The organism is Porphyromonas sp. HMSC077F02 (genome assembly GCF_001815465.1).
Lineage (GTDB): Bacteria > Bacteroidota > Bacteroidia > Bacteroidales > Porphyromonadaceae > Porphyromonas_A > Porphyromonas_A somerae.
In genome coordinates this window covers 16,280-41,894 of the sequence record NZ_KV820673.1, presented here as the reverse complement: position 1 = coordinate 41,894, position 25,615 = coordinate 16,280, and the positions used below count along the sequence as shown (strand labels likewise).

The 25,615-nt window shown below is 47.3% G+C and carries 15 protein-coding genes; 2 read left to right on the top strand and 13 right to left on the bottom strand.

All coding sequences use genetic code 11. The annotated features are described in order from the left end of the window. Positions 1–136: 136 nt before the first annotated feature. The 13 genes from HMPREF3027_RS05475 to HMPREF3027_RS05410 form a co-directional block, all read right to left on the bottom strand. Complete coding sequence (locus tag HMPREF3027_RS05475; protein ID WP_070707544.1) at positions 137–2,284, bottom strand: ATP-dependent Clp protease ATP-binding subunit; 2,148 nt, start codon at positions 2,282–2,284, stop codon at positions 137–139. A 56-nt stretch (positions 2,285–2,340) separates the two neighbouring features. Then, positions 2,341–2,985, bottom strand: coding sequence for a cytidylate kinase-like family protein (locus tag HMPREF3027_RS05470; RefSeq protein WP_018028314.1), 645 nt, complete (start codon positions 2,983–2,985; stop codon positions 2,341–2,343). Positions 2,986–3,009: 24 nt separating this feature from the next. Then, entirely contained in the window at positions 3,010–4,314 is a 1,305-nt protein-coding gene (locus HMPREF3027_RS05465; protein ID WP_246830538.1) for an acetyl-CoA hydrolase/transferase family protein, read from the bottom strand. Between the two features lie 1,061 nt (positions 4,315–5,375). Further along, positions 5,376–8,213, bottom strand: coding sequence for a M16 family metallopeptidase (locus HMPREF3027_RS05455; protein WP_070707541.1), 2,838 nt, complete (start codon positions 8,211–8,213; stop codon positions 5,376–5,378). 223 nt (positions 8,214–8,436) lie between these two features. After that, positions 8,437–10,992, bottom strand: coding sequence for an adenosylcobalamin-dependent ribonucleoside-diphosphate reductase (locus HMPREF3027_RS05450; RefSeq protein WP_070707540.1), 2,556 nt, complete (start codon positions 10,990–10,992; stop codon positions 8,437–8,439). Between the two features lie 339 nt (positions 10,993–11,331). After that, the gene (gene mscL, locus HMPREF3027_RS05445) at positions 11,332–11,766 is read right to left on the bottom strand and encodes a large-conductance mechanosensitive channel protein MscL (RefSeq protein ID WP_070707539.1); all 435 of its coding nucleotides are present in this window, start codon (positions 11,764–11,766) and stop codon (positions 11,332–11,334) included. Positions 11,767–11,792: 26 nt separating this feature from the next. Beyond that, on the bottom strand, positions 11,793–13,214 hold the full coding sequence (nhaA, locus tag HMPREF3027_RS05440; RefSeq protein ID WP_246830537.1) for a Na+/H+ antiporter NhaA: 1,422 nt from the start codon (positions 13,212–13,214) through the stop codon (positions 11,793–11,795). Positions 13,215–13,260: 46 nt separating this feature from the next. After that, a complete protein-coding gene (locus HMPREF3027_RS05435) occupies positions 13,261–14,376 on the bottom strand; it encodes an Mrp/NBP35 family ATP-binding protein (protein WP_021903234.1) in 1,116 nt (371 codons plus the stop codon). Then, on the bottom strand, positions 14,373–15,152 hold the full coding sequence (gene trmB / locus HMPREF3027_RS05430) for a tRNA (guanosine(46)-N7)-methyltransferase TrmB (protein ID WP_018028322.1): 780 nt from the start codon (positions 15,150–15,152) through the stop codon (positions 14,373–14,375). The genes HMPREF3027_RS05435 and trmB overlap by 4 nt, the downstream gene beginning before the upstream one ends. 417 nt (positions 15,153–15,569) lie before the next feature. Beyond that, a complete protein-coding gene (mfd, locus tag HMPREF3027_RS05425; protein ID WP_070707538.1) occupies positions 15,570–18,908 on the bottom strand; it encodes a transcription-repair coupling factor in 3,339 nt (1,112 codons plus the stop codon). 58 nt (positions 18,909–18,966) lie between these two features. Further along, positions 18,967–19,686 carry a YebC/PmpR family DNA-binding transcriptional regulator gene (locus HMPREF3027_RS05420; protein ID WP_018028803.1) on the bottom strand — a complete coding sequence of 240 codons (720 nt, stop codon included), beginning with the start codon at positions 19,684–19,686 and terminating at the stop codon, positions 18,967–18,969. An 18-nt stretch (positions 19,687–19,704) separates the two neighbouring features. Beyond that, entirely contained in the window at positions 19,705–22,158 is a 2,454-nt protein-coding gene (gene pheT, locus HMPREF3027_RS05415; RefSeq protein ID WP_070707537.1) for a phenylalanine--tRNA ligase subunit beta, read from the bottom strand. Positions 22,159–22,311: 153 nt separating this feature from the next. Further along, the gene (locus HMPREF3027_RS05410) at positions 22,312–22,725 is read right to left on the bottom strand and encodes a hypothetical protein (protein ID WP_070707536.1); all 414 of its coding nucleotides are present in this window, start codon (positions 22,723–22,725) and stop codon (positions 22,312–22,314) included. Between the two features lie 111 nt (positions 22,726–22,836). On the opposite strand from HMPREF3027_RS05410, the gene miaB reads away from it, so the two are divergent. Both miaB and rfbB read left to right on the top strand, forming a co-directional pair. Then, positions 22,837–24,216 (top strand): tRNA (N6-isopentenyl adenosine(37)-C2)-methylthiotransferase MiaB, encoded by a 1,380-nt coding sequence (gene miaB / locus HMPREF3027_RS05405; protein WP_070707535.1) that lies wholly within the window; start codon positions 22,837–22,839, stop codon positions 24,214–24,216. A 28-nt stretch (positions 24,217–24,244) separates the two neighbouring features. Further along, on the top strand, positions 24,245–25,318 hold the full coding sequence (gene rfbB, locus HMPREF3027_RS05400; RefSeq protein WP_141756235.1) for a dTDP-glucose 4,6-dehydratase: 1,074 nt from the start codon (positions 24,245–24,247) through the stop codon (positions 25,316–25,318). Positions 25,319–25,615 lie beyond the last annotated feature (297 nt).

Sequence of the window (25,615 nt, the reverse complement as noted above, 5' to 3'; positions counted from 1 at the left end):
GCGCCTTGCATCTCATCCTTCGTGCAAAGTCTCTCACGTGAGAGAATGATACTTCGTGTAACATTCTTTAGAATGCAGTAAGACAAAGGGGGGGCTCAACCAATTGGTTGAGCCCCCCTCCTTATATATGTGCTATTTATGAAGCGGAAACTATCTGTAGTTTTGAAGGCGCCTTGCCTTTCTCTACATCTACAAGATAGGCTCCAGGTGACTTCACTTCGCCATCGATGATTGCTTGCGTCACCATATCCTCTACATACTCTGCGATTGCTCGGTTGAGTGGCCTAGCCCCAAGCTTAGGATCAAATCCCTTCTCTACAAGGAAGGCTCTTGCCTTGTCGGAGTAAGTGATCTCGAGCTCCAATCCTTGCAGACGCTCAGTGAGCTCTCCGAGCTGGATGTCTACGATATCTCGAAGCACTTCCTTGCTTAAAGCGTTGAAGGTGACAATCTTATCAATACGATTGAGGAACTCAGGGGCAAAGCTCTTCTTTAGCATCTTCTCGATCACCTCTTTGGAGAGTTGGCTATAGTCGGTCGATGAGGCGTCACGATAACCTATACCAGTGCCAAACTCCTCCAGCTGCCGTGTTCCCACATTAGAGGTCATGATCACAATGGTATTCTTAAAGCTCACCTTGCCTCCATTGCTATCTGTCAGAATACCATCATCAAGAAGCTGAAGGAGTAGATTGTGGACGTCGTGGTGTGCCTTTTCGATCTCATCAAATAGGATCACACTGTAGGGTCTACGCTTCACCTTAGTAGTGAGCTCACCCCCTTCGTCATAACCGACATATCCTGGAGGGGCTCCCACCAGTCTGGATACTGCGTGTCGCTCCATAAACTCACTCATATCCACCCGAATCATCGCCTCCTCACTGCCAAAGAGTTCGCAGGCAATCCGTTTCGCCAAGAGGGTTTTACCCACACCTGTAGAACCAAGGAATAGGAAAGAGCCAATGGGCTTATTGGGGTCACGCAGTCCAATTCTATTCCTTTGAATTGCGCTCGCTACCGCATCCACCACATGGTCTTGGCCCTTCACCCGAGCCTTGAGTTTCGAACCCAGCTCAGAGAGAGCAGTGAGGTCATCTTTCGTAAACGATTCCACTGGCACGCCACTCGCCATAGAGACCACCTTCTGTACCTCGGCGATCCCTACCACTACCTTTTCCGAAAGTAGCTCCCCTCGCTCCAATTGCCCCTTATACTCTGCTAGGGCTGTCTTGGCTGCTTTCTCCTCGTCGCGGTACTTGATCGCCAGCTCGTAGTCACTCTCTGCTACTGCTTTCTGCTTCAGCTTTGCTGCCTCTGCGATCTTCTCTTCGTACCTAGAGAGGTCTAAAGGCTTCTGATGTGCAATGAATGCATAAGCTCCTGCCTCGTCCATCGCATCAATTGCCTTATCAGGGAAAAAGCGATCGGTCACATACCTCTCCGATAGCCTTACTGCCTCTAGAAGTGCTTCGTCGCTGTAGGAGACGTGATGATGAGCTTCATACCTCGGCCTTAGCTTCTTAAGGATATCCAGCGTCTCATGGGCATCAGGAGCTTCCACCATTACCTTCTGAAAACGACGCTCCAAGGCACCATCCTTCTCAATTGACTTCCGATACTCCTCTAGCGTAGTTGCCCCGATCACCTTAATCTCTCCACGAGAGAGTGCTGGCTTCAGGATATTAGCGGCATCTAGCCCACCTTGGCTATTGCCACTCCCCACGAGCGTGTGTATCTCATCAATATAAAGAATGATATCAGGGTTGCCCTTCAGCTCCGAGATGATTCCCTTCATCCGCTCTTCAAACTGCCCACGATACATAGAGCCAGCTACCATTCCAGCCAAGTCTACCGATACGATTCGCTTATTGAGCAGTGAGATGGGCACCTCGTTGCTCACAATTCTCTGAGCCAATGCCTCTACGATTGCTGTTTTTCCCACCCCTGGTTCACCAATCAGGATTGGATTATTCTTCTTTTTTCTTGCGAGTATTTGTGCCACCCTCAGTAGCTCCTGCTCACGCCCCAAGATGGGATCTAGTACCCCCTTCTTTGCCTGAGCATTGAGCCAAGTGCCATACTTATCTAGGGTGGGGGTACTTGACTGATCTCCACCTCCCCCGCTAGAGGTAGGTTGCTCCGTGCGTGATGTGCTCGCCTCACCTTTGGCATGGCTACCAAAGAGCCCTCCTAGCCCCTCCTCACCCTCATGCTCTTCGCCAAAGGGTGTAGCGGTCTCATTGAGTAGCTCTTGGCTATATTTCCTATACATCATCTCTTTCATATCTATTCCTTTGCTGTGTGGGGCAAAAGGAATAGGCTCCCTCCCCGCACACAGGTTTAATCCTTTACAAATCCCCTCTCCCGTATAATGCCTATTATCATTTCTACAGCATAATCTATGCCAATGGCCGAAAGTTTCAGACAAAGGTCGTAATTGTCAGCCCTGCCCCAATGCTTGGAGGTGTAATAATTGTAGTAGTCACGCCGACTCTTATCCACCCGCTCGGCTTCACGAGTTGCCTCCTCTAGCGAATCAAGATTAAGACGCTTTTGAACCACTTCGGCACGCCTCTCAAGGTCATCGGTGACAAATATGGTGAGTAGTTGCTTGTGTTCCCTCAGAAGATAATCAGCGCAGCGCCCCACAAAGATAGCCGAACCCTTGCTGCCTAGCTTTTGGATCGTCTCGGCTTGGATAGAGAATAGGTGATCATTGGATAGATAGCTCTGAGCTGGCATATAAAAGGCATTGGGCATTCCAAGGGTGCCACTCAGCACCAGTGGCATCTCGTATCCATTTTGCTCATCCGCTTGCTCAAAGAGCTCCCTACGGATATGGCTATCCTCAGCTGCTTTATCGAGTAGCTCCTTATCATAAAGTGGTACTTCCAAACGCTCGTGTAGCCTCTTTGCTAGTCGATATCCACCACTGCCGTACGAACGACCTATACAGATCGCATATCCTTCACCTACCTGCTTCATTACTCTCTATAGATTGATTGTTTATTACTTACTCCAAAATCTCTTGGCTGGAAATTGCTCCCACACACTCCGCTCTAGTTCCTCTCTAAAGTCGGGGTGAGCAATTGAAACCAGTGCCTCGGCACGCTCAAGCTCGCTACGACCTGCCAAGGCAGCCACTCCGTACTCCGTTACGATATAGTCCACATCGTTGCGACCTGTAGTCACTACATTGCCATTTCCCAGCATCGGTACTATGCGTGAGAGGGTGCCTTTTTTGGCCGTAGAGGGAAGGGCGATGATGCTCTTACCCCCCTTTGAGAGCCGAGCTCCACGCACATAATCTACCTGACCACCCGAACCGCTGAACATCTGTCCACCCACCTTCTCGGCACACACTTGTCCGTAGAGGTCGAGCTCAATACACGAGTTGATGGAGATCATACGCTCATTCTGCCCAATCACATAAGGGTCATTGACCCAATCCACTGGATATTGCTCCAGCACCTTGTGCTCACCCAAAAAGCGATAAAGTGCCTCATCACCCATCGTAAAGGCGGCGGTCATTACCCCGGGGCGAACCCCCTTGTAACTGCCTGTGATGGCACCACTTTGGTAGAGCTCTAGCACTCCAGGGGTGAGTAGCTCGGTGTGGATGCCTAGATCCTTATGCCCCTTCAATAGCCCTAGTACCGCATCGGGTAGTGCGCCAATGCCTATCTGTAGCGTGGCTCGGTCGGGGATTAGCTCGGCACAGTAACGTGCGATCTCGAGATCGGTCTCGCTTGGCGTGGCGGCTGGTAGAGTATGTGCTGGCGAGGCATGGGTCACTAAAATATCTATCTCCTCTGCCTTTAGGAAGTTGTCGCCACCAATATAGGGTAGCTCGGGATTGACTACCGCCAATACCCGCTTGGCACATCGAGCTGCTGGCAGAGTGTAGTCCGAGGAGAGGCTACAGCTATACCGTCCTTCGGCATCGGGAGGGGTCACTTGCACCACCGCCCAATCGGGCTGAAAAGCTCCTCCCTCAGCAAAGAGCATCGGCACTTGCGAAAAATGTCGGGGGATAAAGTCGGCACGCCCCTCTCGCACTGCATTACGCATCGCCGCACCACTCAAGAAAGGTGAGCAGACCCGCATGTGCTGCTCCATACCAGGCACTAAGTGCACCGCCTCTCCAAGGTAGATCAAGTGGAAAATCTGCAACTGCTTGAAGCGGTCGCACTGTCTTACTAATTCCTCCACCACACAATTGGGGGTCACTGCTCCATGACCCAGCACCACCTTGGAGCCATCTGCTATCTCCGCCACCGCCGCAGTAAGCGACATCTCTTTGCATCTACTCATCATCAAATGTTATTAGATTAGTTCAAAAATAGTATATATAATGTGTATAGGTTTCTTGCGTAAAAGCTACTTTAAGCCTTGCTTTTTCTTCAAAATTAACGACCCCACAATTAACACCGCATAAAGCATCATTCCACCGGCTGTCACCCCAAAAAGGAGGGGAGAGCTGTCATGTGAGAGATAGAGCGAAATCAAGAAGTAGAGCAAAAAGAGCAGGCTCCTTGCTCCCTTTATGATGAGCGGTTCGTGTTTCCAATAGGTCATGATCAACGTCGGAGGATAGAAAGTGGTGAGGTAAAAATACTTGTTTCAATAATAATGTAATAAGTCTTTGAGAATGGCAACTTGCCTCCTAATCCTACCACTAACCGCAAGATACCTATCTCACAGACTACCTAGTGGCAAGTTACAAAAAAAACTCCGATTGTGCAATAATGAGCTACAAATTGTCATGGGGTGCCTTGAGGGGACAGACCTAGATAGGGTTGTCCGACCTCCCACAAGGGGAGGTCGTGGGGTTGGGTAGTTGGTTACCCTTACCCCCTAGTCGGAGGCGCAAAGCCCCGAACGACTAGAGGATTAAGAAGGTATCCCCCACCACCTTACAACCCCGGCTGAGGGGACGGACCATTGATGGCATATCCTATCAAAGCGTTCAACCACTAATAAGTGAGCCGAGTGCTATCGTGTAAAAACCTCACTTCGTGCGTCATCCTCGCGTATTAATGAGGGAGCTAAAAGCTGAATTGTAATGTGCTGAAATTCAGTATTATAAATTGGCGCTTGCTTTAGTTGCAACTCAGCAAAAGTTTAGTTGCATCTCGCCGATTGCTTAGTTGCAACTCACCGATTGCTTAGTTGCATCTCGGCAAATGCTTAGTTGCAACTCAACTTTTGCCCTCATACCCCATTAGTTTATGAAGGCCCATAGAATAGACTTAAAGTGCTAGTAGTTGGCAAAGTATTTCCTTAGATCGCCTTGGTACAAAGTCCCAAAACAAATAAAGCTCGACTGGTATGTGCCAGCCGAGCTTTATCTGCATTATATATGGGGGTGTCACTTATTTCTCTACAGTGACACCGATCTGCTCTAAGTAACGGCCGTTGGCAAGAATATCCTTCAACGCATTGCGTATATCATCAATAGTGATGCTATCAAGTGTCTCAAGATAATTGTCGTAGGCATTGTCGTTATTGAAGTAGTAGTCTACAAGGATATTCATCCAGTAGCTATTCTCTCTTTGATTTTGCTCGTAGCCCTTCTTCATATTGAGGACGGTCTTATTGAAGTACTCGTCGATATTGATGGAACCCTCAGCAATCTGATTGAGCTCGCTCTTTACCTTAGCATTGAGGTGGTCGAGTTGCTCAGGATTGGTCTGGAAGAATATGAGCAAAGACTCTTCGCCCTTTGGAGCTCTGCTGGTATTGCTCTGTACAGCTACTCCATAAGTGCCACCCTCGTCTTCTCGGATACTCTTGAAGAACTGCTGGCTGAGTACCTCGCCAAGGATATCGATAATCATATTCTCCTTCAACTCATAAGTACCGTCTTTCACAAATAGACCTAGTGAAAGTCCCATAGGGGTTGTTGCCTTTAGCTCCATTTTCTCTTGGTGGCTATTCTTGGCTTTGGCAAAAGCCTTTGACGACTGGTCGGGCTCTACGGTATGATTGCCTGGTAGACCACCAATGTAGCGAGCTACTAGAGGTAGCACCTTTTCTTGGTCAAAGCTACCAACTAGGAAGAAGGTGAAGTCGCTTGCATTGGCAAACCGAGCCTTGTAAGCTTCTAGCATCTTCGCATAGTCTATCTGATCGAGATCTTCAGCTTGTAGCTTATAAGTGAGGTCGTTATCTGGGTAGATAAGTCGTGAAGTGTTATCCCAGAAAGCAGTTAGCGGGTCAGCAGCACTTGCCTTGAGCATTGCTTTTGACTTTTCGATGGCTGACGCAAACGCCTCGGTATCGCTCCTGAGAGAGGTCATATTGAGATATACAAGCTGGAACATCGTCTCAATATCCTTATCTGATGATGAGCCATTGACCCACTCCTTGACTTCGGATACACCGGTGTTGGAAGTAGCTACCTTACCAGCCAATACCTTCATCAGGTCTGTAGCACTAAACTTATCGAGCCCACCAATAGTGGCGTATTGCCTTGAGGCACGGGTATTGATGCTACCTATTTCGTTGGCATACTGTAGATATCCACCGTGGCTTACGCCATAGATGCGAATATCATTTTTCTTATAGTCGGTAGGAAGTACATATACCTTTGCCCCATTGCTGAATGTCCACAAGGTAGCACCAAACTTAAGGCCTGTTTGCTCTGAAAGAAGCTTGCCTGGCTCTGGTAGATTTTCCATCAGCTCTACGCCAGCAAACTCATCTGTGTAGGCTTCAACCTCTTGCTGGAGTGCTTTATTGTATTGCTCTAGCAGCTCAGCCTCTGTAGGGTATTTAACCCCCTCCTTTTCAGGAGCCATAAGGGTAACCACTAGGTTCTTAGGCTCTGTATACTGCTGGTAATACTGATTGATGAGCTCTAAAGTAAAGCCTTGAGCAAGGTTATTCATCAATTGATACTCTACCTCAATTCCAGGGATATAGCCACCCTTGGTGAAGTAGTCGCTATACTCATCGGCGTAGGAGGTATTGGTACGGTTATCCTTTGAATTCAGAAGGTTTTCGTATGTACTGATCAAGTCTGCCTTGGCACGCTCATACTCGGCTGCTGTGAAGCCGTACTCCTTGGCACGCTTCATCTCGGCAACAATGGCATTAAGTGCCTCCTCGGTACGCCCTTCGTGAGCGATCGCGATGAAGCTAGCTTCGTCTTCGGTAGGAACAAATCCCATCACAGAGCCCATGGACATCCCTGCATACACAAATGGTGCATTGGGTTTGTGGGCAATGTCGGTGAAGCGGTCATTCATCATGCTCGTGATGATGGAAGTGACATAATTCATTGCTGGCCCTACTGCAGATGCCTTTAGCTCTCTTGGAAGTGCATCGGTGGAGTAGGAGAATGAGATCATAGTCCGAGTGGTCTCAGGATCTGTCACCACAATGCCAATGGGTGCTTCACGATCTGGAACCTCTAAATACACGCGCTCAGCAGGATTCACTGGAGCTGGCATATCTGCAAAGGTATCTTTGATCTTTTGCTCTACATAATCCACATCTACATCACCTACAATGACCAATCCTTGAAGATCGGGACGATACCACTTGTGGTAGTAGTCACGTAGCTCTTGGTAGGTAAAGTTGCGAATAACATCCATGCTTCCGATAGGAAGTCTGTGACCATAACGAAGGTCGGGGAAGGTCTTCTTGAGCATGGTGGTCATGGTACGCATGTTGCCATCTTCGCTCTGTCTCCACTCCTCTTGGATCACACCGCGCTCGTTGTCAATTTCTTCGTCAAGAAGTGCAATACCATCGCTCCAATCTCTTAGGATCAAGACGCAAGAATCAATAACAGAGGTGTCGCTTACGGGTGCATCCATAATGGTGTACCTTGTCTCCTCAAAAGAGGTATATGCATTGAGCTCAGCGCCGAATTTCACACCGATACTCTCAAGGTAATTGATCATCCCTTTACCAGCAAAGTGGCGAGAGCCATTAAATGCCATATGCTCTAGGAAGTGTGCCAATCCTGATTGGTTGTCTTCCTCCTGCATTGAGCCTACACGCTGCACGATATAGAAGTTGGCACGCTCTTTAGGCTGTTGGTTGTGGCGAATAAAGTAGGTAAGCCCATTTGGTAACTTGCCAACTCGCACATCTTTGTCAATAGGAAGTGGTGCTACTTGATCTTGGGCTGAAGCGACTGAAAAGCCACTCAGCAGTGCGATTAGTAAAGCACTAATCCATACTTGAATTGTTTTGTTCATCACTTAAATCATTATGTTATTTACTGATTACTATTCTGCTAGTTGCCTTCCCCCACTTATCATTGGCACAAATTTATATATAAATCTTGAGATTTTCTCCTCTCAATATGGATGTTGAGCTTTATTTACATTGAATGCTATAAAATAAAAATAGTTGGCCCATCAGATAGGATCTCTGAATGAACCAACTACTTTCATTTACAATGATATTTGCTGAATGCGATCAACCGCACTTGGAGTTACCGCAGTTTTGACAGATAAGGCAACCCTCTTGGTAGACCAAATCTTCTGAACCGCAGTTGGGGCATTTCTGCCCAGTTGCTTTTTGACCTGTAGCGACATACTTGCGAAGTGCACGCTCAACACCATTTTTCCAAGTGTTGATGGACTCATCATTGAGCTCCATTCCTTGTACTAGTGCAATCACTTGGTCAATAGGCATTCCGTAGCGAAGTACTCCACTGATTAGCTTGGCGTAATTCCAGAACTCTGGATTGAACTTGGTGTCGAGTGCTTCACAAGTCACCTTGAGCCCTCTCTTATTGCTATACTGGAAGTCGTAGTGCTTGGTGCCATCAGGGTCATAAGCCTTGATGATTAAGCCCTTATTGATGCGCTTGGGGATATAAAGCCCCTCATCCTCGTCGTCGATACCGGTAAAGATCTCGTAGGGGCGACCATCTACTAGACCGATGAAGGCGATCCACTTCTCTTTATTATTTTGGAAGCGAACAATGTCGGCCTCTAGCTCGGTGGGTCGCTTTTGTGGCATTTTGAATGGAATGGAGGTAGTATCCTCTGCTTCGGCTGGGGTGCTCTTTTTCTTAGGCTCCGCAGCGACTAATACTCCAGTCCTCGACCCATCACGATAGATAGTACAGCCCTTGCAGCCCTCACTCCAAGCAGTAATGTAAAGCTCATTCACGAGTGCTTCATCTACATCATTAGGAAGGTTCACGGTAACGCTAATAGAGTGGTCCACCCACTTCTGCATCTGACCTTGCATACGGACCTTGGCCACCCAGTCAACGTCGTTGGAGGTAGCCTTGTAATAAGGCGACTTTGCTACAAGGTTATCTATCTCTTCCTGGCTATAGTCTTTATCAGGGTCATAGCCATTAGCCTTCATCCAAGTCTTGAAGTGGTGGTGGTACACGATGTACTCCTCCCACTGGTCGCCCATCTCATCAACGAAGGTGGGCTTGGAATTCTCTAGCTCATTGCTATTGACTTTACGGCGTCTCTTGTATACAGGCATAAACACTGGCTCAATGCCGGAGGTGGTTTGAGTCATAATACTGGTGGAGCCAGTAGGTGCAATGGTGAGGCAAGCGATGTTGCGACGACCATACTTCACCATGTTGTCGTATAGCTTAGGATCAGCCGCCTTAATACGCAGCATCATCGGATTATTAGCCTCGCGCTTGGCATCATAGATCTCAAAAGCCCCACGCTCCTTAGCCATATTAACGGAGCTTTCATAAGCGCTCAAAGCCAAGGTCTTTTGTACCTTCACTGCATGCTCGGTGGCCTCTTCTGTGCCATAGCGTAAGCCAAGGGCAGCCAGCATATCCCCTTCTCCAGTAATACCTAGTCCTGTACGGCGTCCCATCAAAGTCTTACGTCTGATTTTTTGCCAGAGCTCCATCTCAGTACGCTTGATATCGTCACCCTCGGGGTCGCTTTCAATCTTCTTAATGATTTCATCGATCTTCTCGCTCTCGAGGTCGATAATGTCGTCCATGATCCTTTGGGCATAGCCAATGTGCTCCTTGAAAAGATCAAAATTGAACTTCGCCTTATCTGTAAATGGATTCTCAACGTATCCATAAAGATTAATGGCTAATAGGCGGCAACTGTCATAAGGGCAGAGTGGAATCTCTCCGCAAGGATTGGTGGAGATGGTCTTGAAACCTAAGTCGGCATAGCAATCGGGCAGTGATTCCCTAATGATCGTATCCCAGAATAGCACTCCTGGCTCGGCACTTTTCCATGCGTTGTGGATGATTTTATTCCACAATTCACGAGCTTTGATAGTCTTCTTTACTTTCGGATCGCTTACCTCAATCGGGTATTGTAGTGTGTACTCTCCATCCTCCACCACAGCCCTCATAAATTCGTCGCTGATGCGGACCGAAATGTTGGCGCCAGTGATCTTGCCCTCCTCTAGCTTTGCATCAATGAAAGACTCACTATCGGGGTGCTGAATAGAGACAGATAGCATCAAAGCTCCACGGCGCCCATCCTGAGCTACCTCACGAGTGGAGTTGGAGTACCTATTCATAAAGGAGGCAAGACCCGTAGAGGTCAGTGCAGAGTTCTTTACAGGTGAACCAGCAGGACGTATATAAGAAAGGTCTTGACCAACGCCACCACGTCGCTTCATCAGCTGCACTTGCTCCTCGTCCATCTTGAATATACCGCCATAGCTATCGCTAGGTCCGTCCATACCAATCACAAAGCAATTGGAGAGCGACGCCACTTGGAAGTTATTGCCAATCCCAGTCATAGGACTTCCTTGTGGCACAACATACTTGAAGTGGTCCATCAGCTTAAAGATCTTCTCCTCGCTTAGTGGGTTGGGGTACTTAGCCTCGATACGAGCAATCTCAGAGGCAATACGATGGTGCATATCGGTAGGCGTGCACTCTAGTAGCCTCCCCTTCCCATCTTTCAGTGCATACTTAGAGCACCACACTTTCGTGGCAAGCTCATCGCCCTTAAAGTACTCAAGTGTAGCTTTAAAGGCTTCATCAAAGGTGTAATACTTCTTTTCCATTTGGTGCTATATGTTTATATCTAATTATAGGCTATTAAAACCTAGTAAGTCAGTTGTATGAAAGATAAGCATTGAAGCGTTCTCCATTTTTGCAAACAAAGATAACCGAATTATCTCACAAGTTGACCGGAATTAACCATTATATTTATGCGAAAGAAGTATATATTTTATGTTGTATCTACTATAGTTATTGATTATCAGTTGAATATAATGTATTTATTTATAACGAATTGGGAGGTTTAATGGACTGTAGTATTGTGACGAGTTGTCCAAAATAAAAAGTTGCCACAACACCGAGTGGTGAATTGTGGCAACTTTGTGATAGAATTATAGTTGGTCTTATTGCTTCTTAAGTAGGTCTCTAATCTCCTCAAGAAGGACTACATCATCGGGCTTAGCTGCTGGCTTCTCTGGCTCTTTTGGCTTCTCCTCCTCCTCCACAGCTCTCTTCAGCTGATTAATTCCTTTCACCATCGTAAAGATCGCAAATGCAATGATTAGAAAGTCTACAACCGTCTGTATGAACGAACCATAATTTAAGGTCACAAGTGGCTGAATAACCTCGCCCAGCTCATTGAGCTTCTCATGCTGTAGCACTATTTTCAAGTCTGTAAAGTCTACTCCGCCAAGAAGTAAACCGATAGGTGGCATTATTATATCATTCACTACCGATGATACGATCTTGCCAAAGGCACCACCGATGACTACACCGACAGCCATATCTAGCACATTGCCTCTAGATACGAACTCCTTAAACTCTTCAAAAAACGCCATAAAATATACTTTTAACTTGTTGATAATTAATGATTGCTTGCTAGGTAGTCCTTGTACTCTTGGCTTGCTGCCCCTCGTCCCTTTTTCGATTCCCATTTAAGGATAGCACTGAGTGCCAATACCCCCACAATGCCTGATACCACAGTGCCGACAATAATACCCAGCTTAGCCATATTGAGGTATTCAGTCGCTTCTGCTCCTATCCCTTGATAAGCCAGAGCTGCAAGGAATAGAGAAACAGTAAAGCCAATACCACCAAATATCGATATGCCAAATACATTGGCGTAGGTGACCCCTGGGGTCAGCTTTACTAGTCTTAGCTTGGTAGCTAGGAAAGTGAAACCGAATATACCGATCGTTTTGCCAACGAAAAGACCTACAGCAACGGCAATTGCTACACCTATCGCAGCCGAACCTGTCATTTCCCCAAAAGCGATACCTGAGTTGGAGAAGGCAAATAGTGGCAACACCAGGTAATGCACCCAAGGCGATACCTCGTGCTCCATAATCTGCACTGGTGAGATGGTGCGTTGTATTCTTCTTTGAGTCACCTGCATATCACCTATGTAGTCGTCATCAAGAAAATCTTTTTGTACATAGCCCTCCTGTTTTGATGTCGCCACATGGATATCCAGTCGCTTCATATCCTCCTCAAGATCTTTTGGATGAATCGTTGGCTTATGTGGAATAACTAGGGCGAGCAGCACCCCCGCAATCGTGGAGTGGATACCAGAGTGCATAAAGAAGGTCCACACAATAAATAGAAGGATATAGTAGGTCGAGCTCTTAGTCACTCCATTTTTAGAGAAGAGGTAGGCGATGATAATGGTCGCTATACCCAATGCCAAGGGGATCCACTGAATTCCAGATGAGTAGAAGATAGCGATTACTAGTATGCCAGCGATATCATCTACCACCGCCAACGCCATCAAGAATAGCTTGAGTGTCACTGGTACACGTTTTCCCAGTAGCCCGAGTACTGCTAGCGAAAAGGCAATATCTGTAGCCATAGGTATAGTCACACCTCTCAGGGCGATAGGGTCTTGATTTTCTATCGCCAAGAATAGTAGCACCGGCATAATAATACCACCGCATGCAGCAAGCGTTGGTAGCATCGCTTTCCGCACAGAGCTCAAAGAGCCATTGACCATTTCTCGCTTAATCTCTAGCCCCACACTAAAGAAAAAGAGCACCATCAAGGCATCATTGATAAACTCCGTGAGCGTCATGGCGCGACCATTAACTTGGAAAAACTTGTAACCTCCAATCTCTAGATTAACTGGAGCATCCAGAATGCGTGTGTAGAGCCCCGATAGAGATGAATTGGCAAATATGATGGCCAATATTGCTGCGGAAAACATAAAGACAGAGGGATTAATTCCTCCGATCCATTTGGTAAAGCGTCTCAAGGGATTCGTCCCTCGTATGGCTGTATCAACTGTTGGCATTGGATTCTTTATTTATATATGTGTGTGTATTTCTATTGTGTTCGCTTTATCTATGAGTGATTTCCACCTTTGATGTAGGGGGAAACTCCGAGTTCCTCGCTTCCACGGCAGCGACTAAATTATCTGCAAGGTTGTGAAAAGCGATGCCCATAATCGCATCATCTCTAGTGGCAATCGGATCGCCACTGTCTGCTGCCTCCCGTACACTCTGTACGAGTGGTATCTGCCCTAGTAGCTTCACACCAAGTTCTTCAGCCATTATCTTACCCCCATCCTTGCCAAAGATATAGTATCTATTTTGTGGCAACTCGGCTGGAGTAAACCACGACATATTTTCCACCACACCGAGGATAGGTACATTGATCTTCTCGTCACGAAACATACTGATCCCTTTTCGAGCATCATCGGTGGCTACATTCTGCGGAGTGGTCACCACCACCACACCGGTTAGCCCTAGCATCTGAATAAGGGATAGGTGGATATCAGAGGTGCCAGGAGGTAGGTCAATTAGCAGATAGTCTAGCTCACCCCAATTGCCCTCTCTAATCAATTGCCCCATCGCATTCGAAGCCATCGTCCCTCGCCACACAATAGCATCCTCCTTATTCACGAAAAAACCTATGGAGAGCACCTTTACCCCATATTTTACTGGGGGGTCAATCAGCTCCTTGCCATCCACTTCTACCAGGACGGGACGGCTCCCCTCCAAGTGAAGCATCCGAGGGATAGAAGGACCATAGATATCGGCATCTAGTAGGCCCACTTTATACCCTGCTTTAGCCAAAGAGACTGCCAGATTGGAGGTCACTGTGCTTTTGCCTACACCGCCTTTGCCACTATGAATGGCTACAACATTCTTCACATAAGGGAGGATTTTATCCTCTGCCGGTGCGGGTGGAAGCTCAGGAAATATCGGTGTGATATTTCCTTTTATTTCCATTGACTCATCCACCTGGCTCAATAACACAGACTCGGCTGTCTTAATCACTGACTTATAGAAAGGATCCTTCGCCTTCCTGAATCGGATTGAAAAAGAGACCTTATTGCCTTCGATCTTTATGTCGTTCTGTACCATACCGCTGGAGACAATGTTTTCATTTTCCCCAGGGTACGTAATTGCCTTTAAGGCATCCAATATATTTTGTTCTGTAATTCTACTCATATCTTTTGATTCGTCTGATTCATTGTGTTACGTGCTTCTCTACCATAGCTCCGATAACTATCCCATGGCACCTCTTCTGTCGGCTCTATAGGAGTGTGTGAAAGATTGTCCAAAGCTATTTTCAGATACTTAATAGAGATGCCCCTTCCCCTCCACTGACTCTCGTAGTAAGTTTGAATGCGTCTTAGGTCTGAGGTCTCACTAACCTCTTCATCAATATCCTTGTAGCACTCCAAAACTTCTAGGCCGTTGTGCTTCGCCACCAGTGAGGTATAGGTAAATAAGAACTGGCTATCAGTCTTTAGGTGGAGTAGTTTGGGGCTACGTAATATCTGCTTGTATTGCATCAAAAAGTGGGTAGAGGTGAGCCGCTTACGCACCTTACGCATCTGTGGATCGGGAAAGGTGAGCCATAGCTCACTCACCTCACCATCGCCAAAAAAGGAGGTCAATGACTCTATCTCTGCACGTAGGAAACGCACATTCCCCAGCCCCTCTCGGTGGGCAGTGGTGGCACCGCTCCACATCCGGTTCCCTTTGATATCAATACCGATATAATTGTTTTCGGGATGATTGCGGGCGAGCTCCACTGTATACTCCCCCCTACCACACCCAAGCTCAATAATAATGGGGTGGTCGTTGCCAAAAACTTTCGTGCCCCACACCCCACGATAAGGGAAACGCCCCTCCAAGCTCTTGAGGACCTTGTAGGGATACTGAAGCACGTTAGGCAAAGCATCCAGCTCTGCAAACTTGGTTTGTTTATTCTTACTCATTCGTTAAGGATAACAAATAGTTCTCAAGGGCAAACTTACTAAAAATACCCCTATCTCTACGTAAAATAACCGACATAAATACCGAGTAGGGTAGGGCCCACAGAGGTTATACATTAGAGGAGCCACTATGGGGGATCCCATTTATTAAACTCCGTCCAATAGCAAATCCTTTTTTTCCCCATCCTTGGCACTTACCTTCAAGATTTTCAAACTGCAAATTTAGGTGAATAATCAGGTGAAAACTGGGCTGCGGAAGGCCCTTTTGCAACCAATTGAAATTCAATGTTATACAGAAGCGTTTGCCGAGATGCAACTAAGCAATCGGCGAGATGCAACTCGGCAAATGCTTAGTTGCATCTCGGCAAACGCTTAGTTGCAACTCAACTTTTACTCTACTCGAGTAGTGTTTTAAGGGATTTATTTGGTGGTTAGCTTTGTGAGGGCTGCGTATGCTTTGCCTATGGTATCAATGCCCTTTTTGATAGAGATGGTTCGCTTTCCGCTTTCCTCCTTAAATTGGAGGTCTCTTCCCCATGCCGTGGCATTGGAGAGGATGGTGGAGAAGATAGGGCTTCGGTAGTAGGAGCTATTGTTGTCCGATACCAAGTAAAGCTTTAGGAAGCCTTGTCTATGGGTTACTCTTTCGATGCCACTCTCTTTGCACAGCATGCGGAGCTCTACCACCTTTAGGAGTTCCTCGGCTTCCTTTGGGAGTGGTCCGAATCGATCCTCTAGCCGCTGGCGATAGTGGAGAATGTCTTGGGGATTTTGGAGGGACTCAAGCTCTCGGTAGAGATTGATTCGCTCGTTGTCGCCTGGGACATAAGTCTGTGGGAAGTAGGCCTCGGCGTCGGTCTCTATGGTAGTTTCGTAGACGTAGCTTCGCTTTTGGATAGGCTCACCTTGAAGGGTTAATACTTCATCAAACTCACTATCCTTGAGCTCCATAACCGCCTCCTCGAGTATTCGTTTGTAGGTTTCGAAGCCAAGGTCGGCGATAAAACCACTCTGCTCCGAACCGAGTAGGTTACCCGCCCCTCGGATGTCAAGGTCTTGCATGGCGATGTGTATACCGCTGCCGAGCTCTGAAAAGGAGGTGATGCTCTGCATCCTTCGCTTGGCATTAGGGGTAAGGTCTTCAATGGGTGGCGTGAGGAGTAGGCAGTAGGCCTTTTTATCTCCTCGCCCTACACGGCCACGGAGCTGGTGTAGGTCACTCAAGCCAAAGCGGTGTGCGTCGTTGATGATGATGGTATTGGCATTCGGCACGTCAATGCCATTCTCTACGATGGTGGTAGCTAGGAGGAGGTCGGACTCGTGGTGAATGAATCCCAAAAGCGTCTGCTCTAGCTCCTTCGGAGACATCTGCCCATGAGCAATAGATATCCTAATTCCAGGTACTGCACGCTCTATTTCCCGAGCAATATCTCCTATGTTGTGTATGCGATTGTGGATAAAAAAGACCTGCCCATCGCGAGCTAACTCAGCATTGATCGCCTCTGCCAATACCTCTATATCGTAGAGCATATGCTCTGTACGTATGGGGTAGCGATTGGGTGGTGGGGTAGCGATATTGGAGAGGTCTCTGGCACCCATCAGGGAGAATTGGAGGGTACGTGGAATAGGGGTGGCGGTCATGGTGAGGGTATCGATGTGTGCCCTCATCTCCCTAAGACGCTCTTTGATGGAGACGCCAAACTTCTGCTCTTCATCAATGATAAGTAGCCCTAAATCCTTATAAACTACATTCTTACCTGTAATGGTATGGGTGCCTATAATAATATCTATCTTACCCTCTTCTAACCGTTCTAGTACCTCCCGACGATCTTTTGCCGAGCGGGCTTGGCTCAGATACTCTATGGTGACGGGGAAGTCTTTTAACCTTTTGGAGAAGGTCATATAGTGCTGGTACGCCAATACTGTGGTGGGGACTAGGACGGCGACTTGCTTGCCATCGGTAACTGCTTTGAAAGCAGCCCGGATGGCGACCTCTGTTTTGCCAAACCCTACATCTCCGCAGATGAGCCGATCCATAGGAATGGGTCGCTCCATATCGGCTTTGACATCGTTGGTCGCCTGCTCTTGGTCGGGGGTATCTTCGTACATAAACGAGGCCTCTAGCTCTTTTTGCAGATAGCTATCTTTGGAGAAGGCAAAGCCCTTCACCTTTAGTCGCTCGGCATAGAGTTTGATGAGATTTCGGGCAATATCCTTGACCTTTTTCTTGGTTCGCTCCTTGAGATTATCCCATGCTGACCCTCCCAGCTTGCTTAGCCGTGGGGGCTCCTCATTGTCTTTGCTCTTGTATTTAGAGATATGGTGGAGCGAGTGAATAGAGACATAAACACTATCTCCGCCCTGGAAGTTGAGCCTTACGGTCTCTTTCTGCTTGCCATTTTGCTCAATGGTAAATAGTCCGCCAAAGGTGGCGATACCATAGTTTTGATGTACCACATAATCTCCAAACTCAAAGCTTTGGATATCTTTGAGCGTCATGACCGCTCGGTTTTTCCGAATCTTATCGCTCTTGAGCTTGAAATTGTGATAACGCTCAAAGATGGTGTGGTCGGTGAATAGTGCCAACTTCTGCTGATCATCGATAAAACCGGTATGAAGGGTAGGCACTATCGACTCAAAGGTCACTCCCTTTGCTTGGTCTTGAAAGATGGATTGTAGCCGCTCGAGTTGCCCTACCTGATCGCTCATGATAATGGTGTGGTACCCATTGGCCTGGTACTTTAGGAGGGCATCGGAGAGGAGCTCAAAGTTTTTATGAAAAAGCGGCTCAGGTAACTGCCCGAATCGTACATTGAAGGGGTTAGTCACCTCTTTAGCCGGATTGGTCATCACACACTGGTGAGCGTAGATTTCGTCTAATAATTGGCGAGGTGCTAGAAGTCTTTTCTGAAGTGCCTCAATGGTGGCAAATTCATTGTCCTCTGGGTGGATTGGCGGGGTGGTGTAGGTCTGGTCAAGGCTGCTCTCTAAGAAGGCAGCTTGGTCGATGTAGATGACCAGGTCACTTGGGAGTATAGAGATAATAGACTGTACCGCTACATCGTTTTGCTCAAATGAGGTGAGGATAGTCACCTGCTCTATGGTGCTTTGAGACAATTGGGATTCGGGATCAAATAGACGGATACTCTCTACTTCATTATCGAAGAAGTCGAGGCGGGCTGGGCATTCGGAGGAGAATGAGTAGATATCAATAATTCCTCCTCTCACCGCAAAGTCGCCAGGGAGATAGACGTAATCCTTCTCCTCAAATCCCATCGACCAGAGCTTTTCTCTCAGAGCAGTTCTATCGATTTGATCGCCTACCTTGAGCTCTAGTCTTCCGGTATCGTAGGTCTTTTCATCGACCACCCCTTCGATTACGGCCTCAGGGTAGGTGACGATGATTTTGGGTTGCTCGCCAGCCCTGAGGAGCTCCATCAATTCGCTCCGAATGACCTCATTAGCGAGGTCTTTATGCCCATATCGGATGGCTCGCTTGTAGGCGGAGGGGAAGAAGGAGACCGTTTCAGTGCCCGACAGCTTCTCTAGGTCGTTGAGTAAATAGGCCGCTTCATCACTATCACGAGCTATCGCCAAAAGGGGCTTTTGGTGATGAGACAAAAGATATAATACAATAGCTATTGATGAACCTTGTAGGCCATCAATAGCTATACTCTTTTCTCCCTGAGATAGCTGCTTCAAGAGCGTTCTCAAAGCACTGCTATCTTCAAATCTCTGGACGAGGGTCTCTAAAGTCATATTACCGCCATGATATCGTGAATAGACCACTTACTAGCCCATTCACTCTATCCGTTGACTACTCTTCCTCTGCCATATTGTGGAAGACATTTTGTACGTCTTCGTCTTCCTCTAGCTTTTCAAGTAGCTTCTCCACATCCTCTCTCTCCTCAGGAGATAATTGCTTGTAGTCCATAGGGACACGCACAAACTCGGAGCTGGTGATTTCGTATCCCAATTCCTCAAGGTGTGACTGTATCGCTGCATTGGAGGCAAAGTCTCCAGAGATCACTAGCTCACCTTCATCTTCATCAATATCCTCTACACCGTAATCAATTAGCTCCAAAAGCAGCTCCTCGATATCGGCATCTGCCTTTTTAGTCACGTGGAAAACAGCTTGGTGGTCAAACATAAACTCCACGCTACCGCTGGTGCCTAGAGAGCCGCCAACCTTATTGAAATAGCTGCGGACATTGGCTACAGTGCGGGTGTTATTATCGGTAGCAGTCTCTACAAACACAGCTATACCGTGAGGGGCATATCCCTCAAAGTTGACCTCCTTATAGTCGGTAAAGTCTTTGTCGGTAGCTTTTTTGATGGCACGCTCCACATTGTCTTTGGGCATATTCTCCTTCTTAGAAGTCTGAATAAGTAGCCTTAGGCGAGGGTTGGTATCTGGGTCAGGACCACCTGCTTTCACAGCAATGGTGATTTCCTTTGATAGCTTGGTAAATACCCTAGCCATATTTCCCCAGCGTGCTAGCTTGCGAGCCTTACGATATTCAAATGCTCTTCCCATATTTTCTCTTGTACAATATTATCTTAATGTGGCACCGAGTTGTTTATTAAGTGCCTGGTATATTTTATCCATTGTTTTCTCAATCACCTTCTCCGAAAGCGTCTGCTCCGCATCTTGCAGACCAAAAGTCACGGCGTAAGACTTCTTTCCCTCCTCTAGGTGCTTAGGGTCGTCGTACACATCAAAGAGCGACACCTCCTTAAGGAGCTTTCCGCCCGCCTTCTTCGCCGCATTCTCCACATCGGCAAAGCTGACATTCTTATCTATCAGTAGAGCAAAGTCGCGCTTTACCATTGGGAAGCGAGCGATCTGCTTTGCTTTCACCTCCTTACGGAGCACCCTACTCAGTATCTCATTCCATTGAAGCTCTGCAAAGTAGACAGGCACCTCTACGTCATGGAGTTCAAGCACTTTCTGGCTCACAACTCCCCATTGGGCAACTACTCCACCGCCACGGAGTGAGATCTTCTCTGCAACGTCGTAGAGAGAGCAATCGGTAAGTGGCTCTATTAGTAGCTCGTTATCATTAAGACCAAGGCGCCTCATCACATTCAGCATCATCGCCTTCAGTTCGAAAGGACTTTGCTGATACTCCTTTCGGCACCAGTGCATAGGTAGGTCATCGCCAGTCATCCAAATGCCCAGCCTGTAATCCTCTTGGTAGCCAGGTAGATCGCTCTTCTCGCCAGCTTTTGTTCTTCTATAGCAATTGCCAAATTCGTAGAATCTTAATCCATGAGCCTGCCTATGGAGATTATGCTCTATCACCTCCAAGCCTCCATGCATCATCGTCATACGCATGGTAGAAAGGTCGTTGGAGAGAGGATTGAGCACCTGCACTGCATCACCCTTTGAGATCGCCTCAGGGTAATAGGAAGCCTTAGAGAGGGAGTTATTCAGAATCTCATTAAAGCCAGCACCCGTCAGCTGTTCACTGATTCGTCGTTGTAAGTCCACACTCATATCGGTAGGACTCTTCACGCTAATTGTGCTCACTAGGCTAATCTTTTCGGGGTACTCATTGTAGCCATATATCCTAAGGATATCCTCTATCACATCAATATCGCGAGTGACATCAAAGCGATAACAAGGTACACTTAGCTCCAGTACTCCATCTTTATTCGATACCACCTTAATCTCAAGAGCCTCTAGTATCTCTAGCACTTTGCTCTCAGGGATATCAAGACCGGTGAGAGATTGCACCTTCTCCATCGTAAGAGTGATGGCATAAGGCTTGTGCTCTACAGGGTAGACGTCATACACCTTGCTCGTCACTCGACCACCCGTCTCAGCGATAATCAGCGATACCGCCCTCTGAAGGGCCTTAGGCAACTGGTTAGGATCCAGCCCCCTTTCATATCTAAAAGAGGCATCGGTATTGAGACCAAATCTCCTAGCACTCTTACGGATAAAGGTTGGGTGGAACGTAGCTGCTTCCAAGAACATAGAGGTTGAGTCCATTGTCACACCCGATTCTTTTCCTCCCATCACCCCTGCCAAGCAAAGGGCTTCATTATTATCAGCGATCACCAAGTCTTTAGTGGTGAGTGTCAAAGAAGTGCCATCCAGTAGCTCCAGCTTCTCGCCCTCCTTAGCTAGTCGCACCCGTACCTCATTGCCCTTAATCTTAGCAAGGTCAAAGGTGTGCAGAGGTTGCCCCAGCTCAAAAAGCACGTAGTTGGCGATGTCCACCACATTATTAATAGAGCGCTGACCAATAGTCTCCAGTGCCACCTTAAGCCACTTCGGACTCTCTTTCACCTGCATATCCTCAATCACCACTCCCATATATCTCTGGCAAGCTTCCAAAGACTCTACCTGGAGGGCAATCGGCTCCTTGTCGCACGAGTTGATCGTAGGAATATCTGGAAAATGAAGGGCTGTCTTGTAGCCATGTGTCTTAAGATAAGCATAGAGATCGCGAGCCACACCGTAGTGCGAAGTTGCATCCACCCTATTTGGCGTAATCTCTATCTCGATCACATGATCCGAAGAGACCTCGAAGTAGTCCGAGGCAAGTGTCCCAGGCTTCACACCATCCTCCAGTACCATAATCCCAGAGTGGTCACTGCCCACACCGATCTCCTCAGCCGAGCAAATCATACCTTCCGAGACTTCTCCACGGATCTTGCCCTTCTTGATTGTAAAGCTCTCGTCACCATTATATAAAGTAGTCCCGATCGTGGCTACCACCACGGTTTGTCCTGCCGCTATATTAGGAGCACCACAAACAATGTGCAAAGGCGATTCCCCGCCAATATCCACTGTCGTAACGTGTAGGTGATCCGAATTATGATGCTCAGCACAAGTCAACACCTTGCCGATAACTAGCCCCTTCAGACCACCCCTAATCGACTCTCTCTCCTCTACCGCTGCCACTTCTAGGCCTATAGAAGTGAGTATTTCAGCCGTTTCCTCAGGAGTGAGGTCAAAGTCTACATACTTCTTAAGCCAAGAGAATGATATATTCATATACTTTATATAACAATTAATTACTTCATCGCTAGGGTGTAGCGACGTCGTCAGCTTCACCCCACAAAAACTTTTGCAAAGGTAACAAAATAAGGTGTGATGATAAAACCCCGCTTGCGGAATCTAGGGCGAGAGGTTCTTCACGCAAAGAGATTAGAAGTGCTTACGATCAAGGATCTCCTTCATCACGATTCCCTCACGGATATGCTCACGGATATGGCTAGCCCTATAGCGAGTCGCACTCTCCTCTGCATCAGTCTCTATATCCTCAGTAGTCTCGAGCACTTTTTGCATTGGATGCCCACCTTCCACCGTTGGTAGCTTGATAGACTGATACTTCAAAGGGGGAGGAACAACAGCATTACTAGGACTATCAAAAGGGCTCTCAAAAATAGGCTCTTCTTGAGGAGAATACTCCTCCACGTATTCTTGTTCCTCCTCCCCGAGCTTAAGTTCAGCATGTCTCTCCATTTGCTCCTGATGCTCTTGAGCTACTTTTTGAAGCACATTGCCCAGTCCCTTAAAGACATAGTAGCCGATCACCAGCCATAAGAATAACGAACCCATAACTCTCTAATTATTATTGTCTCACCATTGAGGTGTAATTGTTTTAGTATCTTTGCCATATATATAGCTTTTCAAAGTTAGTCATTTTACGGCTACTTACCAAAGACTAGAATGAATAAAATGATATACAATAATAATAATGACCAAGCCAAGCTCCTCTACTTAGAGACTTATGGGTGCCAGATGAATGTAGCTGACTCCGAAGTAGTCTACGCCATAATGGAGACCATCGGGTATGCTATGACAGAGGTACTTGAGGAAGCCGATGTAGTGCTCATCAACACCTGCTCCGTGCGTGATAATGCCGAGCAAAGAGTGCTCAACCGCCTCTCACAGATTGATGGCATACGCAAGAAACACAAGCCCAATATGATAATTGGTGTACTTGGTTGTATGGCAGAACGAGTAAAGGAACAGCTTATCGAGGAACATCATGCCGACCTAGTGGTAGGACCAGATGCCTACCTAGAGCTCCCCAACCTAATCGGTGCAGTAGAATCCGGCGAAAAGGCCATCAATGTAGAGCTCTCCACCGATGAGACCTACAAAGACGTCATTCCCCTCAAGCTAGATGGCGTCCATATCTCGGGCTTTATCTCAATCATGCGTGGCTGTAATAAATTCTGTAGTTACTGCATCGTTCCCTACACTCGTGGAAGAGAAAGAAGCAGAGAGGTAGAGAGTATCCTCAATGAACTAGAGGAGATGAAGCGATTGGGGTATCGAGAAGTAACTCTGCTCGGTCAGACCGTCAATTCCTACCGATACACAGCACCCGATGGTGAAGTTTATGATTTCCCTAGACTGCTTGAGATACTCGCCACCACAGCCCCCAATATCCGTATCCGCTTCACCTCACCACACCCCAAGGATATGACTGATGAGACCATACAAATGATGGCTAAGTACCCCAACATCTGCAAGCACATACATCTACCACTTCAAAGTGGTAGCAATAAAGTGCTCAAGCATATGCGACGTGGATATACTCGTGAGTGGTATCTTGATCGTGTGGCAAAAATACGAGATCTGATTCCAGACTGTGGCATCTCTACAGATATTTTCTGTGGTTTTCACGGCGAGGGTGAGGATGAGTTTGAGGAGACACTGAGCATTATGAGAGAAGTGCGGTTTGACTCTGCGTTCCTCTTTAAGTACTCTGAGCGTCCTGGCACCTACGCAGCGAAAAAGCTAGAAGATGAAGTACCAGAGGAGGTAAAGTTGAAGAGACTCCAAACGATGATCGACCTCCAGCAAGAGATTCAAGCCGAGAGTAATACAAAGGATATTGGAAAGGAGTTTGTAGTGCTGATCGAGGGCTTTTCAAAGAAGAGCCGAGACCAGTATTACGGGCGTACCCAACAGAATAAGGTAGTGGTATTTGATAAAGAGAATAGCCACATTGGCGACTTTGTACGAGTCGCCGTTGATGAGGTCTCCAGTGCCACTCTCTTGGGTCATATAGTTGAAGATCAAAGTGCGTTAATTTAGAGTCATTACACCTATATACTATTGATTTATGAACACCATTAAGTACAAAAAAGTCATTGTCGTAACAGGCGGAGCAGGATTTATCGGCTCCAATTTTCTACTCACACTTGTTCCAGAGTATCCAGAGCACCTATTTATCAATGTAGATGCTCTCACCTATGCTGGTAATCTTGCCAACCTCAAAGAGGTAGAGCAGTGCGACAACTATAGGTTTGAAAAGGTTGATATTTCAGATCTCAAGCAGGTTCAAGAACTTTTCAAAAAGTACCCTATCACCCATGTTGTCAACTTTGCAGCTGAAAGCCACGTAGACAGAAGTATCAGTGGGCCACTTCCTTTTGTATACACCAACGTGCTCGGGACTGTCAACCTACTACAGTGTGCATACGAAGCGTGGAAAGACGACTTCTCAGGCAAGCTCTTTTACCAAGTTAGCACTGACGAGGTCTACGGCTCCCTCCACACCGAGGATCCTGCATTTACTGAGCTCCACAGCTATGACCCTCACTCCCCTTACTCCGCTAGCAAAGCGAGTGCCGACCACTTCGTCCGAGCTTACCACGATACCTTCGGACTGCCTACCGTGATCAGCAATTGTAGCAATAATTACGGCCCTTGGCAGTTCCCCGAAAAGCTCATCCCACTCGTCATCTCCAATATCCTACACCAACGACCCATCCCCATCTACGGCGATGGCAAGCAGGTACGTGATTGGCTATACGTCATAGACCACGTCCGCGCTATAGAGCAGATCATCAAGGCAAGAAAGGTGGGAGAGACCTACAATATCGGAGGGCATAACGAGCTGCAAAATATTGAGCTCGTGAAGCTGCTTATCACCTCCGTAGACCGTCTCCTCGGCCACCCAGAGGGGCACTCCCTGCCACTTATACATTATGTCAAGGACCGACCAGGGCACGACACCCGCTACGCCATCGACGCCCGAAAAATTCATAGAGAGCTTGATTGGCATCCCACAGTCACTGTCCAAGAAGGCCTCCAAAAGACGGTCTGCTGGTACCTCAATAATCAGGAGTGGCTACAGTATACCACCTCGGGTGACTACCAAATGTACTACACTGAGCAGTACCAGAATAGGTAAGTCGCAGGCACCATACTACTCATCCCTAAGACCCTATCTTCGCAAGAAGTGGAGGTAGGGTCTTTGCAATGGATAAACAAACTCCTAAAAAGGGTGCTCCTAGTAGACTAAAAGTCGAGATGCAACTAAGCAATCGGCGAGATGCAACTCGGCAAATGCTTAGTTGCAACTCACCGATTGCTTAGTTGCATCTCGGTAAACGATTTTGTATGGTATTGAATTTCAGTTGGTTGAAAAAGTAGCATCGGTGCCCCTATTGCAGAGGTTACGCATTAGAAAGAGTCTTACCATGAATGA